At 71.5% G+C, this 16,665-nt stretch carries 17 protein-coding genes; 9 read left to right on the top strand and 8 right to left on the bottom strand.

Translation table 11 applies throughout. From position 1 onward, the window contains the following. The first annotated feature begins 28 nt into the window (after nucleotides 1-28). The 3 genes from NE235_RS29180 (at nucleotide 29) to NE235_RS29190 (ending at nucleotide 3,353) form a co-directional block, all read left to right on the top strand. Nucleotides 29-634, top strand: a complete 606-nt coding sequence (locus NE235_RS29180) for a response regulator transcription factor (RefSeq protein WP_252808483.1) — start codon at nucleotides 29-31, stop codon at nucleotides 632-634. Between the two features lie 386 nt (nucleotides 635-1,020). After that, nucleotides 1,021-2,658: an ABC-F family ATP-binding cassette domain-containing protein gene (locus NE235_RS29185; RefSeq protein WP_252808484.1), complete on the top strand. Its 1,638-nt coding sequence runs from the start codon at nucleotides 1,021-1,023 to the stop codon at nucleotides 2,656-2,658. Nucleotides 2,659-2,774: 116 nt separating this feature from the next. Then, nucleotides 2,775-3,353, top strand: coding sequence for a biotin transporter BioY (locus NE235_RS29190; protein ID WP_252808485.1), 579 nt, complete (start codon nucleotides 2,775-2,777; stop codon nucleotides 3,351-3,353). A gap of 60 nt (nucleotides 3,354-3,413) precedes the next feature. Here NE235_RS29190 and NE235_RS29195 read toward each other — a convergent pair whose 3' ends face one another. Beyond that, nucleotides 3,414-4,037: a TetR/AcrR family transcriptional regulator gene (locus NE235_RS29195; protein WP_252808486.1), complete on the bottom strand. Its 624-nt coding sequence runs from the start codon at nucleotides 4,035-4,037 to the stop codon at nucleotides 3,414-3,416. Between the two features lie 80 nt (nucleotides 4,038-4,117). Between NE235_RS29195 and NE235_RS29200 the strand changes: the two genes are divergently transcribed. Further along, a complete protein-coding gene (locus NE235_RS29200; protein ID WP_252808487.1) occupies nucleotides 4,118-5,410 on the top strand; it encodes a GH1 family beta-glucosidase in 1,293 nt (430 codons plus the stop codon). Here NE235_RS29200 and NE235_RS29205 read toward each other — a convergent pair whose 3' ends face one another. After that, nucleotides 5,411-6,484: a CapA family protein gene (locus NE235_RS29205; protein WP_252808488.1), complete on the bottom strand. Its 1,074-nt coding sequence runs from the start codon at nucleotides 6,482-6,484 to the stop codon at nucleotides 5,411-5,413. 52 nt (nucleotides 6,485-6,536) lie between these two features. Between NE235_RS29205 and NE235_RS29210 the strand changes: the two genes are divergently transcribed. From NE235_RS29210 to NE235_RS29220, 3 genes are all read left to right on the top strand, one after another. Beyond that, a complete protein-coding gene (locus NE235_RS29210) occupies nucleotides 6,537-7,697 on the top strand; it encodes an aminotransferase class V-fold PLP-dependent enzyme (protein WP_308206174.1) in 1,161 nt (386 codons plus the stop codon). Between the two features lie 89 nt (nucleotides 7,698-7,786). Continuing rightward, nucleotides 7,787-8,245: a Fur family transcriptional regulator gene (locus NE235_RS29215; RefSeq protein WP_252808504.1), complete on the top strand. Its 459-nt coding sequence runs from the start codon at nucleotides 7,787-7,789 to the stop codon at nucleotides 8,243-8,245. Between the two features lie 297 nt (nucleotides 8,246-8,542). Continuing rightward, nucleotides 8,543-9,055, top strand: coding sequence for an O-acetyl-ADP-ribose deacetylase (locus NE235_RS29220; RefSeq protein ID WP_252808489.1), 513 nt, complete (start codon nucleotides 8,543-8,545; stop codon nucleotides 9,053-9,055). On the opposite strand, the gene NE235_RS29225 is transcribed toward NE235_RS29220, so the two are convergent. Beyond that, nucleotides 9,056-10,168, bottom strand: coding sequence for an SPFH domain-containing protein (locus NE235_RS29225; protein ID WP_252808490.1), 1,113 nt, complete (start codon nucleotides 10,166-10,168; stop codon nucleotides 9,056-9,058). Further along, on the bottom strand, nucleotides 10,150-10,602 hold the full coding sequence (locus NE235_RS29230) for an NfeD family protein (RefSeq protein WP_252808491.1): 453 nt from the start codon (nucleotides 10,600-10,602) through the stop codon (nucleotides 10,150-10,152). The genes NE235_RS29225 and NE235_RS29230 overlap by 19 nt, the downstream gene beginning before the upstream one ends. 200 nt (nucleotides 10,603-10,802) lie before the next feature. On the opposite strand from NE235_RS29230, the gene NE235_RS29235 reads away from it, so the two are divergent. Further along, on the top strand, nucleotides 10,803-11,711 hold the full coding sequence (locus tag NE235_RS29235) for a Rieske 2Fe-2S domain-containing protein (RefSeq protein WP_252808492.1): 909 nt from the start codon (nucleotides 10,803-10,805) through the stop codon (nucleotides 11,709-11,711). A 98-nt stretch (nucleotides 11,712-11,809) separates the two neighbouring features. Here NE235_RS29235 and NE235_RS29240 read toward each other — a convergent pair whose 3' ends face one another. The 3 genes from NE235_RS29240 to NE235_RS29250 all read right to left on the bottom strand — a co-directional run bounded on the left by NE235_RS29240 (nucleotide 11,810) and on the right by NE235_RS29250 (nucleotide 14,993). After that, nucleotides 11,810-12,043 carry a hypothetical protein gene (locus tag NE235_RS29240; RefSeq protein WP_252808493.1) on the bottom strand — a complete coding sequence of 78 codons (234 nt, stop codon included), beginning with the start codon at nucleotides 12,041-12,043 and terminating at the stop codon, nucleotides 11,810-11,812. Between the two features lie 822 nt (nucleotides 12,044-12,865). Beyond that, the gene (locus tag NE235_RS29245) at nucleotides 12,866-13,663 is read right to left on the bottom strand and encodes an ABC transporter ATP-binding protein (protein WP_252808494.1); all 798 of its coding nucleotides are present in this window, start codon (nucleotides 13,661-13,663) and stop codon (nucleotides 12,866-12,868) included. 130 nt (nucleotides 13,664-13,793) lie between these two features. Next, nucleotides 13,794-14,993 (bottom strand): RNA-guided endonuclease InsQ/TnpB family protein, encoded by a 1,200-nt coding sequence (locus NE235_RS29250; protein WP_252808495.1) that lies wholly within the window; start codon nucleotides 14,991-14,993, stop codon nucleotides 13,794-13,796. A 115-nt stretch (nucleotides 14,994-15,108) separates the two neighbouring features. Between NE235_RS29250 and NE235_RS29255 the strand changes: the two genes are divergently transcribed. Then, a complete protein-coding gene (locus NE235_RS29255; RefSeq protein WP_252808496.1) occupies nucleotides 15,109-15,882 on the top strand; it encodes a hypothetical protein in 774 nt (257 codons plus the stop codon). A gap of 190 nt (nucleotides 15,883-16,072) precedes the next feature. On the opposite strand, the gene NE235_RS29260 is transcribed toward NE235_RS29255, so the two are convergent. Next, nucleotides 16,073-16,665: RDD family protein (locus NE235_RS29260; protein WP_252808497.1), on the bottom strand; the 593-nt coding region annotated here is incomplete at its 5' end.

Genomic DNA, 16,665 nt, shown 5'->3' on the forward strand with positions numbered 1-16,665 from the left:
GTCATCGGATGTCGAAGAGGATCACCGCATGATTCGCGTACTTCTGGCCGAGGACCAGGGCATGGTCCGCGGCGCGCTCGCCACCCTGCTCGGCCTGGAGGAGGACATCGAAGTGGTCGGCGAGGCCGCCGACGGCGAGGAGGCCCTGGTCGTGGCCGAGCGGACGCGTCCCGACGTGGCGCTGCTCGACATCGAGATGCCCCGCCGGAACGGCATCGACACGGCCGCCGAACTGCGCAGGACCCTGCCGGACTGCCGGGTGATCATCCTGACGACGTTCGGCCGCCCGGGCTACCTGCGCAGCGCCATGGAGGCGGGCGCGTCGGCCTTCCTGGTCAAGGACAGCCCGGCCCGCGAACTGGCGGCCGCGATCCGGCGGGTGCTGGCGGGTGAACGCGTCATCGACCCGGCGCTCGCCGCCGCCGCGCTGAGCGCCGGCCCGAACCCTCTGTCCCCCCGCGAACGCGAGGCGCTGACCGCGGCCGCCGACGGCTCCACCATCGGCGACGTGGCGCGGAAGCTGCACCTGTCGGAGGGGACGGTCCGCAACTACCTGTCCGCGGCGATCCGCAAGACCGGCGCCCGCAACCGCATCGAGGCCGTCCGCGCCGCCCAGCGCCAGGGCTGGCTCTAGATCGACCTTTCCCTTGACGGCGTGAACCGCGGACGCCGGCAACGCGGGCTTCCCGCAGCACCGCTGGGTCGGCTGGCACTGCGATCCGCTCGGCGGTGGCCAGTACGAACTCTGGGTCCAGCCGACCTACTGACCTCCCCGACGGCGCCGTCCTGGACGAGACACCGCCAGTTCATGCCAGGGGCGCTGCCGCGGTCGCTGGTAGGGTGAGGGCCGAGTAGCCCCGGACCAGGGAGACAGATGTGATCGGTGACGACGACATCTCCGGCTGATACCCGGATGTGACGGCCACCGGCGCGCGGAGCGCCGCCGACGTGGCCATTCGGTCGTTCTCACCAATCCTTTGCGGGTGTCGTGTCCCCGCGCTCGAACCTGAGGGCTCTGTCATGTCCGACGCTTTCGTCGTCTGCTCGAACCTGTCCTTCTCCTGGCCCGACGGCACGCCCGTCTTCCAGGACCTGTCCTTCTCCGTGGGCGGTGGCCGTACGGGCCTCGTCGCGCCGAACGGCGCCGGGAAGAGCACCCTGCTCAAGCTGATCGCCGGAGAGCACCGGCCCGGCGGCGGCACCGTGTCCGTCGAGGGGGTGGTCGGGTACCTCCCGCAGACGCTGCCGCTCACCGGTGACCTGACCGTGGCGGAGGTCCTGGAGGTCGCGCCGGTGATCCGTGCGATCGACGCCATCGAGGCCGGCGACGCGAGCGAGGAGAACTTCGCGATCGTCGGTGACGACTGGGACATCGAGGAGCGCACCCGGGCGCAGCTCGACCGGCTCGGCCTCGGGGACGTCGACCTGGCCCGGTGCCTGCGCACGCTCAGCGGCGGCCAGATCGTCTCGCTCGGGCTCGCCGCGCAGCTGCTGAAGCGGCCCGACGTGCTACTGCTCGACGAGCCGACCAACAACCTCGACCTCGACGCGCGCCGCAGGTTGCACGCGGTCCTGGACGACTGGAAGGGCTGCCTGCTGGTGGTCGGCCACGACCGGGCGCTGCTCGACCACATGGACCGCATCGCCGAGCTCGACCGTGGCGAGGTCCGTTTCTACGGCGGGAACTTCACCGCCTACGAAGAGGCCGTACGCGCCGAGCGCGAGGTCGCCGAGCGGAACATCCGCAGCGCCGAGCAGGAGGTCAAGCGGGAGAGGCGGGAGATGCAGCAGGCGCGGGAGCGCGCCGAACGCCGGGCCTCCAACGCCGCGCGGAACGTGCAGAACGCCGGGCTGCCCAAGATCCTCGCCGGTGCGCGGAAGCGGCGTGCGCAGGAGTCGGCGGGCCGGGCGGACGAGACGCACGCCGCGCGGGTCGCCGACGCCAGGGCCCGGCTCGACGAGGCGAGCCGGGCCCTGCGCGACGACCAGAAGATCACGCTGGAGCTGCCCGGGACGAACGTTCCGGCCGGGCGCACGGTGTTCACCGGCGAGCGGATGCAGATCCGCCACGGCGAGCGCGCGGTCTTCGCCGGGGACGGCGTCGACCTCGTCATCCGGGGTCCCGAGCGGATCGCGCTGACCGGGCCGAACGGCGGCGGAAAGTCGACGCTGCTGCGCCTGATCCACGGCGAGCTGCGGCCGGACGGCGGCACGACCCGGCGGGCCGACGGCCGGGTCGCGTACCTGTCCCAGCGGCTCGACCTGCTGGATCCGGAGCGCACCGTGGCGGAGAACCTCGCCGCGTACGCGCCGGGGATGCCGGAGTCGCAGCGGATGCACCTCCTGGCGCGCTTCCTGTTCCGGGGTGCGCGCGGGCAGCTCCCGGTCGGGGTGCTGTCCGGTGGGGAACGGCTGCGCGCCACGCTCGCCTGTGTCCTGTTCGCCGAGCCGGCGCCGCAGTTGCTGCTGCTGGACGAGCCGACCAACAACCTCGACCTCGTGAGCATCGGCCGGCTGGAGAGCGCGCTCGACGCCTACGAGGGCGCCTTCGTCGTGGTCAGCCACGACGAACGGTTCCTCGCCGAGATCGGGGTGGACCGGTGGCTGCGCCTGGCGGAGGGCCGGCTGCTGGAGACCGGCGCGCCCGAGGAGGAATGAGGCCAGACCGCGCCGTTACAAAGCCGGGGGGCCATCTTTTGGCGGGGCCGCCGCGCGCTCATCATCGACCTTGGAAGGGACAATGAGCGCGATAACCCTTGAAAGGGAGGTTCTAGGTGTCCAACTCGCAGGCTGTGGTGGCCCGTCCGGCCGTCCTCGGTGACCTGGTGCCGGGCCGGCTGGTCCGCGACGTCGCGCTCGTCGTGGGCGCGGCGGTCTTCGTCGGACTGGCCGCGCAGGTCAGCGTGCCGATTCCGGGAACGCCGGTGCCGGTGACCGGTCAGACGTTCGCGGTCCTGCTGTCGGGTGCGGCGCTCGGCTTCCGCCGTGGCGCCCTGTCGATGGCGCTGTACGCCCTCGCGGGCATGGTGGGCGTGCCGTGGTTCGCCGACGGCGCGTCGGGCTGGCGGATGGCGTCGTTCGGCTACGTCATCGGCTTCATGCTGGCGGGCGCGGTCGTGGGCGCCCTGGCCGCCCGGGGCGGTGACCGGTCGCCGGTGCGGACCGCGGGCACGATGGCCCTCGGCCTCGCGGTGATCTACGCCGCCGGGGTGCCGTGGCTGATGGCCTGGACGCACAGCGGCCTGGGCAGCGCCCTCTCGATGGGCGTCCGGCCGTTCCTGGTGGGCGACGCGATCAAGACCGCGCTCGCCGCGGGCCTGCTGCCCGGCGCGTGGCGGCTCCTCCGCCGCTGACGCGCACCGCAGGCGTCGAGGGCCCGGTTCCCCTTCCGAGGGGGCCGGGCCCTCGCCCTGTCATCGGTCGCCGAGGTGGTCGGCCAGGTACCCGTGGATCAGCCGCTCGACCTCGGCGAGCAGCGCCGGATCGCCGTTCGGGTCGTTGCGGAAGGCGAGCTTGAGCACCGCGTCGGCCGCCTCGACGGAGACGGCGAGCGCGCGGGCGAAGTCCCCGTCGTCGGGCAGGTCGAACACCGAGACGAGGAGCGTCTTCAGCCGGTCCGCGACGACGGCGTTGTTCTCGGCCGCGACGTCCAGCAGGTGAACGTCGGCGATGTCCCCGAAGCGGAGTACCCGGAAGCCCGGGACCGTACGGTGCAGGTCGACGAAGATCTCGATGACCGTGCCGACGGCGTCGTACCAGTGCGCGTAGTCCCGCTCGGCGAGCGCCCGGCCCACCCGCTCGCCGAACATGTCCAGGTTGCGGAGCGCGAGCTGCTGCGCGATCGCCTTCTTGTCGGGGAAGAACTGGTAGACCGAGCCGATCGCGACCTCGGCCCGCTGGGCGATCTTGGTGGTGGACAGGCCGTCGTACCCGGACTCGTCGAGGATCTCCGCACACGCGTCGAGCATGCGCTGGACGCGTTCGGTACTCCGTCGTTGCGCAGGTCGGCGGCGCAGCGCCGAGCTATCCGTCGTCACACGTCCAATCATGCCTTTTCTGACGGAGATCTCGGCGCGTAACATCCGAGACCTATTCACGTTTTCGGTGGAGGTGGGCCGTGTTCCCTCCTGACTTCCAGTGGGGCGTCGCGACCTCGGCGTACCAGATCGAGGGCGCGACGGAGGAGGACGGCCGGGGCCCGTCCACGTGGGACACCTTCTGCCGGCAGCCCGGCCGCGTACGCGACGGGCACAGCGCCGACGTCGCCTGCGACCACTACCACCGCTGGGCCGAGGACCTCGACCTCGTCGCCGACCTGGGCGCCCGGGCATACCGCTTCTCCATCGCCTGGCCCCGCGTCCAGCCGGCCGGGGACGGCGCGGCCAACCCCAAGGGACTGGACTTCTACGACCGCCTCATCGACGGCCTCGCCGAACGCGGGATCGCGGCCGTGCCCACGCTGTACCACTGGGACCTGCCGCAGCCCCTGGAGGACGCCGGCGGCTGGATGAACCGCGACACGGCCCACCGGTTCGCCGAGTACGCCGCGCTCGTCGCCGACCGGCTCGCCGACCGCGTCGACCTGTGGATCACGCTGAACGAGCCGATGGTCGTGATGGCGTACGGCTACGCCTTCGGGATCTACGCTCCGGGGAAGACCCTGATGCTCGGCGCGCTGCCCACCGCCCACCACCAGCTCCTCGGCCACGGGCTCGCCACCGCCGCCCTGCGCGCCGCCGGCGCCCGGCGGATCGGGATCGCCAACCACCACACCCCGGCCTGGCCGCTCGGTGACACCGCCGAGGACGCCACGGCCGCCGCCGCTTTCGACGACCTGCTGAACTGGCAGTTCACCGACCCGATCCTGCGCGGCCGCTACCCTGACCTCGGCCTGGACCTGGCCCACGTCCGCGACGGCGACCTCGAGCTGATCGCCGCGCCGATCGACGCGCTCGGCGTGAACTACTACCACCCGACCGGGGTCACCGCCCCGGCCGGTGACGCGCTTCCGTTCACGATGCGGGACCTGACCGGGTACCCGACGACGGGAATGGGCTGGCCGGTCGTCCCCGACGGGCTGCACCGGCTCCTGGTCGACCTGCGCGACCGGTACGGCGCCGCGCTGCCGCCGGTGTACATCACCGAGAGCGGCTGCTCCTACGACGAGTCGCTCGACGACTCCGCTCGCATCGGCTTCCTGACCGCGCACGTCGGGGCCGTGCAGGCGGCGATGAACGACGGCGTCGACGTGCGCGGGTACTACGTCTGGTCACTGCTCGACAATTTCGAGTGGGCCGAAGGCTACGGGCCGCGCTTCGGCCTCGTCCACGTCGACTACGCCACCCAGCGGCGCACGCCCCGCGCGTCGTACGCGTGGTACCGCGACCTCATCGCGGCGGCCACGCCGTGATCAGGGCGTGGCCTTGAGGTCTGTGCATCGGCGCAGCCGTTCCCACTTCGCGTGCGCCTGGGTCGCCGGCGTGCCCTGCAGGAGCCGCGGTACGCCCTTCGTGATGTACACCGGCTTCCACTCGGCCCGCAGGACCTTCCGCTTGCGCAGGGTGAGCTCGAGGATGCCGGAGTCGGGGTCGTTGCGGCCGGGGGCGGTGAAGAAGTAGTTGCCGATGCCGTAGTCGACGTACCGGCCCTTCAGGTACCCGCCGCCGAGGGGGATGTGGGCGTGCCCGCCGACGATCACGTCGGCGCCGGCCTGGACGAGCGCGCGGGCCAGCGCCTTCTGGCGGGACAGTGGGCAGGGGTTCTTCTCCTGCCCCCAGTGCAGGTAGACGATGACGGTGTCGGCGTGGCGCCGTGCCGCGCGTACCTCCCCGACCAGGCGCGGGACGTCCTTGGCCGAGGCCAGGCCGCCCTTCTTGGCGGTGGCCGTCCAGGCGGTGATGAGGTTGTCGTCCAGGACCTGCGTGGCCCCGATGATCGCGAGGCGGTTCCCCTTGACCGTCACGTAGTACGGGCGGAAGGCCCGGGCGGCGTTCGCGCCGATGCCGACGGTGGGGAAGCCCGATTTCCTGATGGCGGCGAGCGAGTCGCGCAGGCCGACCGTTCCGTAGTCCATGGCGTGGTTGTTGGCCATGGTCACCACGTCGACGCCGGCGGACCGCAGCGCGCCGAACGCGCTCGGCGGCGCACGGAAGGTGAACTGCTTCGGCGCCTTCGTCCCCCGCGTGGTGACGGCCGTCTCCAGGTTGACCATCGCGAGGTCGGCGCGCTTCAGCTCGGGGATGGTCGGGCCGAGGGCGGTGGCCGGGTCGGCCAGGCGCCGGGCGAGCCGCCCGTTGAAGTGAACGTCCCCGGCGAACGCCACCGTGATCGGCCCGTCCGCGGCGCCGCCCGGAGCCCGCCCGGACGACGTGGCGCGGGGCGGGCTCTTCGCCGCTCCGCCTCCGCCTCCGCCGCAGGCCGCCGCGGTGGCCGCGACACCGGCCATCGCGGCCGCCAGCATCATCCGCCGCATCACACCCACCATCTCCGGGAAAGATCACCAGGATGGCATATTTCCCGCATTACGGATAAATGGAGTGATCTTGCTCGACATCGCGGGCATCCGCGCCGAGACCCCCGGCTGCCGGGAGATGGTGCACCTGAACGCCGCCGGATCGGCCCTCCCCCCACGGGTCGTCCTCGACACGATGCGCGACCACCTCGACCGCGAGGCCCTCGCCGGCGGGTACGAGGCGGCCGACGCCGCCGAGGCACGGCTCACCGGGACGTACGACTCCCTCGCCCGCCTCATCGGCGCGCACCCCGACGAGATCGCCTACGCGGAGAGCGCCACCCGCGCCTGGGACATGGCGTTCTACGGCATCCCCTTCCGCCCCGGAGACCGGATTCTCACCACTGCCAGCGAGTACTCGAGCAACGCCATCGCCTTCGTCCACGCCGCCCGACGGAAGGGCGTGCGGGTCGAGGTGATCCCCGACGACGAGTACGGCCAGATCTCCCTCGACGCCCTTGAGGCCGCGCTCGACGACGACGTACGGCTCGTCGCGATCAACCACGTCCCCACCCACGACGGCCTCATCAACCCGGTCGCCGAGGTCGGCCGCCTCGCCCGGGCCGCCGGCGCGCTCTACCTGCTCGACGCCTGCCAGTCCGTCGGCCAGCTCGCGGTGGACGTCGGCGAGATCGGCTGCGACCTGCTGTCGGCCACCGGCCGCAAGTTCCTGCGCGGCCCGCGCGGCACCGGGTTCCTCTACGTACGGCGGTCGGCGCTCGACCTCCTCGAACCGCCGTTCCTCGACCTGCGGGCCGCGGACTGGACGGGACCGGACTCCTACGACCTGCGGGGCGACGCGCGCCGGTTCGAGACGTGGGAGCGCTCCGTCGCCGGGCAGCTCGGCCTGGGCGCCGCCGCGGACTACGCCCTGCAGATCGGCCTCCACGCCATCGAGGAACGCGTCCTCGAACTCGGCGCGCTGCTGCGCACGGCCCTCGCCGAGCTCCCCGCCGTCACCGTACGGGACCGGGGCCTGCACCGGTCGGGCATCGTGACGTTCACCCACCGGGACCGGGAGCCCGCCGAGATCGCCGCGTCGCTCGCCGAACAGCGGATCCACGTACGGGTCTCCGAACAGACATACCGGTACGACGAGGGCGCCCGGCCCGAACCCCGGGTGCGCGCCTCGGTGCACTACTACACCACCGAGGACGAGATCCGCCGGCTCATCACCGCCCTGTGAAACGTTCAAGCAGGTAGATCTATGTTTCCGCAGCCCCCCTCCAGACAAACCTGCGTCTATCATTGTCCTGAATGCATCAAGCCAGGGAGATGGTCGTGGGTGACGTGAAGGACCGGGGGCACGTCCACGACTCGGCGGCCGAGCTACGCGCGGCCGGGTTCCGCGTGACCGCCGCGCGGGTGGCGATCCTCGACACCGTGCGATCCGGCGACCACCTCGACGTCGACACCGTCGCCTCCCGGGTCCGCGACCGCCTCGGCCAGGTGTCCGTGCAGGCCGTCTACGAGGCGCTGCACGCGTTCACCGGCGCCGGTCTCGTCCGCCGGATCGAGCCGGCCGGCAGCCCGGCGCGGTTCGAGGGCCGGGTCGGCGACAACCACCACCATCTCGTCTGCCGGGCCTGCGGCCGCGTCACCGACGTCGACTGCGTCGTCGGCGAGGCCCCCTGCCTCGAGCCCGCCCGCGACGCCGGCTACCTGGTCGACGAGGCCGACGTCACGTTCTGGGGCCACTGCCCCGACTGCCGCCCGGCGCAAGACCCCGCCTGACCGGGAGCCCCGGTCACCCCAAGACGCCCCTTCCCCCCTTTTCCGAGGGGCGGCCCCTCCCCCGGGGCCGCCCCTTCGGACGTTCTGTGCCGAAAGTTCCGGTCGTGTGGGTGACCAGGATCCCCCGAAGACGCCCACGATCGCCGCGATGAGCGAGGTGGCGGTCGCTGTCTGCATGCTCGGAGGTTAAGGCCGTGCCCGGCACGGCGGGCCGCTGTGGCTGAAAGTGGCCCGCAGTGACCAGCGGTCAGGGCGACGTCCACCCGTCCGGGTCGCCGTCGGCTGTAGAAAGGGACGATGACGTCCATCAGGCTGGTGCAGGGGGATATCACCGAGCAGGAGGCCGACGCGGTCGTCAACGCGGCGAACTCCTCGCTCCTCGGCGGAGGCGGCGTGGACGGTGCCATCCATCGCCGGGGCGGCCCGGAGATCCTGGCCGCCTGCCGGGAGCTGCGGGCGTCCCGGTACGCCGACGGGCTGCCGACCGGGCAGGCGGTGGCGACGACCGCCGGGCGGCTGCCCGCGCGCTGGGTGATCCACACGGTCGGCCCGGTGTACTCCCGGTCCGAGGACCGGTCCGCGCTGCTCGCCTCCTGCTACCGGGAGTCACTGCGCGTCGCCGACGAGCTGGGCGCCGCGACGGTCGCGTTCCCCGCCGTGTCCGCCGGCATCTACGGCTGGCCCCTGGACGACGCCGCGCGCATCGCGATCGGCACCGTACGGGCGACGCCGAGCCGGGTGACCGAGGCGCGGTTCGTGCTGTTCAGCGAGGACGTCTACGACGCGTTCGCGCGGGCGTCGGCGGACTGATCACTCGGTGGCGGCGTCCACCCGGCCCGGGGCGAGCTCGAACGGCGGCGTGTGCTCCCCCAGCGCGGCCTGCTCTCCCAGGGCCGCCTGCTCCTCCGGGCCGGTGACGGCCTCCGGTCGCGGCTCCGGGCCGGTGACGGTTCGGGGCCGTGGCTCCGGCACGTGCGCGGTCCGGTCCTCCCGGCGTGCCGCCGGACGGCCGTCCTCCTCCTCGGCCTTCCCCGGCTGCTCGGACCCCCCGCCGAACGCCGCGCTGACCGCACGGAGCGCGGAGGTGACCTCACCGGGGATGACCCAGAACGTGTTGCCCTCCCCGGCGGCGAGCTTCGGCAGCGTCTGGAGGTACTGGTAGGCGAGCAGCTTGGGATCCGGGTCGTTCCGGTGGATCGAGGTGAAGACCTGCTCGATGGCCTTCGCCTCACCCTCGGCCTTGAGGATCGCGGCCTGCCGGGCGCCCTCCGCCTGCAGGATCGCCCCCTGCTTCTCCCCTTCGGCCGTCAGGATGCGGGACTGCCGTACGCCTTCGGCCTGCAGGATCGTGGCGCGCTTCTCGCGCTCGGCCCGCATCTGCTTCTCCATCGCGTCCTTGATGGACTGCGGGGGTTCGATCGCCTTGATCTCCACGCGGGTCACCCGGATGCCCCACTTGCCGGACGCGTCGTCCAGCACGCCGCGCAGCGCGGTGTTGATCCGGTCCCGGGAGGACAGGGTCGCCTCCAGGTCAAGCGTTCCGATCACGTTGCGCAGCTGCGTCGCGGTGAGCTGCTCGATCGCCTTGATGTAGTCGACGATCTCGTAGTCCGCCGCCCGCGGGTCCGTGACCTGGAAGAACAGCACGGTGTCGATGTGGACGACCACGTTGTCCTCGGTGATGACCGGCTGCCCCTGGAACGCCACGACCTGCTCCCGCAGGTCGATCAGCGGCTTCACCCGGTCCACGAACGGCACGATGAAGTTCAGGCCCGGCTGAAGGGTCTTGCGGTAGCGACCGAACCGCTCGACGTTCCGCGCGCGGGCCTGCGGCACGATCCAGACGGTCCGCACCACCACGGTCGCCACGAGGAGCAACGCGATGATCAGCGCGACGATGCCTGCTATGGCGAGATCGGCCATGGGTCCTCCCGGGGATGTACGAGGGCGGTGACGCCTTCGATGGCGAGGACGTCGACGGCCGCCCCCTCAGGGATGACGACGCCGGGGTCGTACGGGCGCGCGCTCCACTCCTCGCCGCCGATGCGCACCCGGCCCGAGTAGCGGGAGACCTCGGTGAGGGCCAGCGCCTCGCGTCCGACCAGCGCCGCGGTGCCGCTCCGCAGCGGCGGCGGCTGCCGGACGTGCCGGAGGGCGATCGGCCGTACGGCGGCCAGCCCGGCGGCGGAGGTGGCCCCGAACACGATCACCTGGACCAGCAGGGGAAGCCCGGCCGACGCGGTGACGGCGGCGACGAGCGCGCCGACCGCCATCAGCCCGAGCGCGAACGTCAGCGTGGTCACCTCGGCGATTCCGAGAACGGCGGCCACGACCAGCCAGACGACCCACGCCGGCATCGGGACTCCTTCAATGACGCACGGCCCTGAGTCCACGGTAACTCCGTACGCGCCGGTTGCCGCCGCCCGAAGAGGCGATACTTCCGGCGCGAGGGGCGGTCCGATGTGCCGGGGGAAATCGAGACGGGTAGGACCCCCGGTGATGGGGACGTAGAGCGGCAGACTAATGTCCGAAAAGCGAAGCCATCCGAGGAGGTGCGGTGAACCGCCAACGGGTGAGCAGGATCTCCCGGTCGCTGGTGCGGCCCCGTCCCTTGAAGGTCGCCGAGGATCTCGAACACGCCGACGCTCTCGACGGGTCCGCGCGGTTGATCACCAAGGTCGTACGGCGGCTGCTGCCCCCGGGTCCCGTCAAGGATCTGCTGCATGGAGTACCGCTGGGCCATCCGGCCCATCCGCCGCTGACCGATGTCCCGATCGGCTGTTTCGTCTCGACCGCCGTGCTCGACCTGCTGCCCGGCACCGAGCGGGCGGCCGAGGTCCTGGTCGCGACCGGGCTGGCCGCGTCGGTGCCGACCGTGCTGACGGGGGTCGCGGACTGGTCGGCCCTGCACAGTGAACAGCAACGCGTCGGCCTGATCCACGCGCTGAGCAACGCGGCGGGGAGCACGTTCTACACCGCCTCGCTGCTGGCCCGCAGGAGCGGGTTCACCGGCGCCGGCAAGGCGCTGTCCTACGCGGGCCTGACCGCGATGCTCGCCGGGGCGTACCTCGGCGGGCACCTGGCGTTCCGGCAGTCGGCCGGGCCCAGCCACGCCGAGTCGATCACGCATCTCGGCCCGCTGGGCTGGCACGACCTGTGCTCCATCGACGAACTGCCCGACGGCTGGCCGGTGCACCGGAACCTCGGGTACATCAGCCTGTTCGTGCTGCGGGAGGGGGATGACGTGCACGTCCTCGCCGACCGGTGCTCCCACCTGGACGGTCCCCTCCACCAGGGCCGGGTCACCGAGGTCGACGAGGAGACCTGCATCGTCTGCCCTTGGCACGGCAGTACGTTCCGGGTCAGCGACGGCACCGTCGTGCACGGCCCCGCCACCGGCCGCCAGCCCGCCTTCGAGACGCGGATGGGCGACAACGGCGTCATCCAGGTACGCCCGGCCCGTTAGGACCTGCCCGGGGCCCTCTAAAGGACCGTTCGACTACCGCCCGCCGTACGGCGCCTTCCCATCGCGAAGGCCCGTCACGGCGGCCCGGCGGGACCGGCCTACTCCTCGTCGGCCTCGTCGATCTCCCCGGCACGCGGTCCCCGGGCGTTCACCGGGTGCTCGACCAGCGCGAGGATGCGGCTCGCCATGAACCGCGCGGTCCGTACGGGAGTGCCGGTCCGGGTGACCTCGACGACCTCGACCACGCCCCGGCGCGTCACGACCTCGACCCGCCGCCCGGCGCGCGTCGCCACCACCTCATAGGTACGGGTCGTCCCTCCGGCATCGATCACGACCTCAACCCGATCGCCCTTCACCCCACACCCCTTTCGAACACCTATTCGATTACTACCCGCCCCGCGAACCCCCCAACCGGGACCGCCAGCGAGATGTCACCAAATGAAGCGATCACACTACGTACTCAATCGAACACCAACACGATTCACTGAGTGACCGTCCATGCCTTCGTCGACGAATCAACGCGCCGGGATCGCTCCCTTTTGTGTGCAGCGACCGTAAATACCGCAAATCTGGATGAGGTGCGCCGGTTGCTTCGCGACCTTTGCCTCCCCGGCCAACGGCGCTGGCATTTCAAGCACGAATCGCGCCCTCGGCAACGGAAGATCCTCGACGCGATCGTCCGCTCCAATGCCGTGCGCGGCCTCATCTACGAGGGGTGGCAAGGAGCTGTCGGTCAGGCGGGAGTGCCTCGCTGCGCCCGTATTCGATCTCGTTGACCGCCGCGCCCGGCGATTGGCCATCGAGAGCCGAGAGACCATGGACCACTTCGATCGAAGCTGCATCGCAGGAACGCTTCGGAAAAGCTCGGAGAGCCTGAGCTACGCTCACCTTCGTCCGCACGAGGAGCCCGCCTTGTGGCTTCCGGATGCCCTCGCTTGGACTTACGGTGCCGGCGGCGACTGGAGACGGCGAGTGCAGCCGATCATCGAACTGACGAGAAACTTCGGCGTGGTCGCCTAAAACGCGAAACCCGACTGCTGACCGTCCGGACAGGAGTCGGGTTCACTTCCTCCAGCTACTACCGGAGGCTGGGACCATCATGCGACAGAGGCTCTGTGTAATCAAGCGGTGACGGATGTCGGCCGATCGGCGGCTCAGGGGCGGGGGACGGTGGCGCGGGCGTGCCAGCGGCCGTCCTGGCGCTCGATCTTCAGGGGCAGGCCGAAGCACTCCGACAGGAGCTCCTCGGTGAAGACCTCATCGACCTTCCCGGTCGCGACGACCGAGCCGCGGCGCAGCAGCAGGGCGTGCGTGAACCCCTCGGGCACCTCCTCGACGTGGTGGGTGACGAGGGCCATCGTGGGCGCGAGACGGTCGGTCGCCAGGGCGGTGAGGCGCGCCACCAGGTCCTCGCGGCCGCCGAGGTCGAGGCCGGCGGCCGGTTCGTCCAGGAGCAGCAGCTCGGGGTCGGGCATGAGCGCGCGGGCGATCGAGACCCGCTTGCGCTCGCCCTCGGACAGGGTGGAGAACCGGCGGCGGATCAGGTGCGCGCAGCCGAGCGCGTCGAGGAGCTCGACCGCGCGGGTGACGTCCGTGGAGTCGTACTCCTCCTTCCACCGGCCGATGATGGCGTACGACGCGGTCAGGACGATGTCGATGACCTTCTCGTCGCCCGGGATCTTGTCGGCGATCGCCGCGCTGGCCAGGCCGATGCGGGGGCGCAGCTCGAAGACGTCGGTCTTGCCGAGCGTCTCGCCCAGCAGCTCGACCTCGCCCTCGGTGGGGAACAGCATGGCGGCCGCGACCTGCAACAGCGTCGTCTTCCCGGCGCCGTTCGGGCCGACGATGACCCATCGCTCGTCTTCCGCGACCGTCCAGTCGACGTCGCGCAGGAGCGACGCGCCTTCGCGCCGGACCTCGACGCCCTTGAGTCGGAGTACCTCGCCGGCCATCGCATCCTTCCCCTAGAGCGCGCAGCGACCAGCAGGATGCCGCCGGGCGCTGTCCAATCTCGGAGAACGAACCTACGGCATTTTGACGTCCTCCCCCGCTTTCATTAGGTGGGGGATTCCAACCCGGCCTCTACCCTGAGGAGAGTACAGGTTGAGGTTCGCGGTTCACGGCCCCGCCCGGCGACTGGAGGGCTCCCCGCGCTGTCACGACACGTCCTGCCGCGATGTCTCTGATGTTCTTGGCCGCGTTCACATCCGCGTGATCGGCATGCCCGCAGGCGCGACAACGAAAAACCGCTTGGCTCTCGCGGTTCTCCGCTGCGCGGTGCCCGCAGGCATGACAGATTCGGGACGTGTACGCGGGGTTGATCTTCTGCACCCGGCCCGGCGCCTTCTGTTCCAGGCGGCTCACCAGCAGGCCCCAGCCGGCCGCGTGGATGGACCGGTTGAGTCCGGCCTTGGCCCGCACCTTGGTTCCCGGCGCGTCGAGAGTGCCGCGCGCGGACCGCACCATGTTCTTGATCCTAAGATCCTCGACCCGGATCAGGTCGTAGCGGCGGGCCAGAGCGGTGGAGGTCTGCTCCACCCAGTCCTTACGCCGGTCGGTCTCACGCGCCTTCAACCGGCCGATCGCGGTCTTGACCCACGCGCGGCGATCCGAGCCTGGCTTCGCCCGCGCCAGCCTGCGCTGCAGCCGCCGCATCCGGTCGGCCTCGGCGGCGCGCAGGCCCGGCACCGACAGCCGCTCCGCGGTCGATAGGGCGGCCGAGACGGATATACCACGATCTACCCCGACGACCTCGCCCGTGCCGGGTCCGTCGATGGGCGGCGGGATCACCGCGAAGGCAACGTGCCAGCGGCCCGCCCGATCCCGCCTCACCCGAAACGACTTGGCCTCCTCAGGGAGCTGACGGGACCAGCGGAACTTCACCCAGCCAACCTTCGGAACCCAGACCTGGCCCGTTTTGCGGGACAGGCGGCGCAGGTCCCAGTGCTTGCCGCGCTGTCCGACGATCCGGAAGCCCTCGTGAACGCCCGTTTTACGCCAAGTCGGCCGCCGGTGGGTCCCGGCGAGGAAGTTGCTCATGGCTTGGGCGAAGTCACGCAGCGCCTGCTGCTGCACCGTCTGCGACCCCGCCGCCAGCCAGGCGAATGCCTTCCTGGCCTCGGTCAACTGGCGGGACTGCTCGGCATAGTCCGGCGCACTCTTCCGGCCTGGCCGCCAGTGTTGATGCTGCTCGACCGCAAGATTCCACACATATCGGGCGTGCGAACAGTGGTCCAGCAGCGCCTGCTCTTGAGCGGGCGTGGGCGCAAGCCGGAACCGCATACCCGCACCCTAACCACCACCACTGACAATGCGAGGAGAAAGCGGCGTTCCTGCCCCGGCCTGAAGGCCGGGCGGACCACGCCGCGCGGCTGATGAACGGCTTATGGTGGTCGGCATGCGCCTCACTCACCCATCCACCGGGCTTGTCGCCTGGGGCAACGCCTGGCTGACCGGCCATGTGGGGCTCGACGAGGCCGCCGATGCGGTCGAGCGCCACGGCGGTCCGCACGTGGTCGCCGGCGTGCCCGGCGAGAGCGGCGAGCTTCCGCTGCGGCGGGGCCTCGGCGCGCTCCGGGTCGCGGGGCTCAGCGCGCTGCGTCTCGCGCTGCCCGCCCCGGGCGATCCGCTGGGGCTGACCGGGCCGCCGGACTTCAACACGGCGGCCATCGACGCCGGTGAGGCCGTCATCGCCACGGCGGGCGAGCGGTCGTTCGGCCTGATCCCGGCGGAGGACCGCCGGGGCTCGTCGTACGTCGGCACCCGCTGGGACGTGCACGAGACCCGCTACGGCACTCCGGACACCCCCGTGCTGGCGGAGGCCGACCATCAGCTGACGCTGGCGGTCCGGGACGCCACCGAGGCGCTCCTCGCCGTGGACGGCGGGCAGGAGTGGCGGCCGGAGATCGCCGAGGCGCTGGGCGCGTTGCGCGAGTCGCACCGGCACGAGCAGGTCGGAGGCCTCGCTCCCGGGTACCCCGCGCGGGCGCACCGGGTAGCCGCGCTCGCGAGCCGGCTGGCCGTCGTCGTGGACCTGGCACGTTCCACTGAGAGCGCGGGCCTGTCCGCCGCCCACGTCCAGCGCCGCTCCGAGGCGCTCCGCACACTCGACCGCGCGGTACGCCGGGCCCGGGTGGCCGCCTGCAACAGCGTCCTCGACCCCGTCCGCTGACCCGGCCCGGGCCTGTGCACAGACCCGAGCCTGCCCGCTGACCGGGGCCCGCCCGCCGAGTCGGCCCTCGCGTTCGAGACCGTCGGCGTGACACCCGTCGGCGCGGCGCCCGTCGGCGCGGGGTCCCAACGCGAAGCGCCCCGGCGGACCGCTCTCTCGCGGTCGCCGGAGCGCTGCCCGATGTGCGGACTCAGGCCTGGACGACGATGGTCGTGCAGATCTTGTCGGCGAACGTCTGGCTCTTGTCGTCCCAGAGCGGCCAGAGGTAGCCGATGTAGCAGGCGGCGCCGTCCAGGAAGTGGGCGAGACGGCGCACGAACGCCATGCCGAATCCGATCGGCTGCCCGTTGGTCTCGCTGATCAGCTTGATCCCGAGGGCCTTCTTGCCGGGAGTCTGGCCGGTCGTGCCCTCCTGGTGGCACAGCCACAGGCCCAGGCCGAAGGCGACGAGCATCCCGAGGAGGATGACCATGCCGCCACCGCCGCCGCCGATCGCTCCGCCGATGCCGTAGAGGATGCCGTACGGCACACCGACGATCAGCCCGTCGACGAGCGTCGCACCGACCCGCGAGATCCAGCTGGCGTACTGGCCCTGGTTGTACCCGGCGCCGTAGCCCTGCTGGCCGTATCCCTGGCCGTACGCACCGGGCTGCTGGCCGTAGCCCTGGCCGTAGTCCTGCTGGCCGTAGCCCGGCTGCTGCTGCTGACCGTAGTCCTGGCCGTATCCGGGCTGCTGCTGGCCATAACCGGGCTGCTGCTGACCGTAGCCCGGCTGCTGCTGGC

It is taken from the genome of Actinoallomurus spadix (genome assembly GCF_024055725.1).
GTDB classification, from domain to species: Bacteria; Actinomycetota; Actinomycetes; order Streptosporangiales; family Streptosporangiaceae; genus Actinoallomurus; species Actinoallomurus spadix.

Bases quoted from the DNA above. Each gene is read 5' to 3' on its own strand.
- NE235_RS29220 (WP_252808489.1), top strand. From the start codon at position 8,543: ATGACGTCCATCAGGCTGGTGCAGGGGGATATCACCGAGCAGGAGGCC.
- NE235_RS29250 (WP_252808495.1), bottom strand. From the start codon at position 14,993: ATGCGGTTCCGGCTTGCGCCCACGCCCGCTCAAGAGCAGGCGCTGCTG.
- NE235_RS29215 (WP_252808504.1), top strand. From the start codon at position 7,787: ATGGTCGTGGGTGACGTGAAGGACCGGGGGCACGTCCACGACTCGGCG.
- NE235_RS29180 (WP_252808483.1), top strand. From the start codon at position 29: ATGATTCGCGTACTTCTGGCCGAGGACCAGGGCATGGTCCGCGGCGCG.
- NE235_RS29230 (WP_252808491.1), bottom strand. From the start codon at position 10,602: ATGCCGGCGTGGGTCGTCTGGCTGGTCGTGGCCGCCGTTCTCGGAATC.
- NE235_RS29245 (WP_252808494.1), bottom strand. From the start codon at position 13,663: ATGGCCGGCGAGGTACTCCGACTCAAGGGCGTCGAGGTCCGGCGCGAA.
- NE235_RS29185 (WP_252808484.1), top strand. From the start codon at position 1,021: ATGTCCGACGCTTTCGTCGTCTGCTCGAACCTGTCCTTCTCCTGGCCC.
- NE235_RS29205 (WP_252808488.1), bottom strand. From the start codon at position 6,484: ATGGTGGGTGTGATGCGGCGGATGATGCTGGCGGCCGCGATGGCCGGT.
- NE235_RS29255 (WP_252808496.1), top strand. From the start codon at position 15,109: ATGCGCCTCACTCACCCATCCACCGGGCTTGTCGCCTGGGGCAACGCC.
- NE235_RS29225 (WP_252808490.1), bottom strand. From the start codon at position 10,168: ATGGCCGATCTCGCCATAGCAGGCATCGTCGCGCTGATCATCGCGTTG.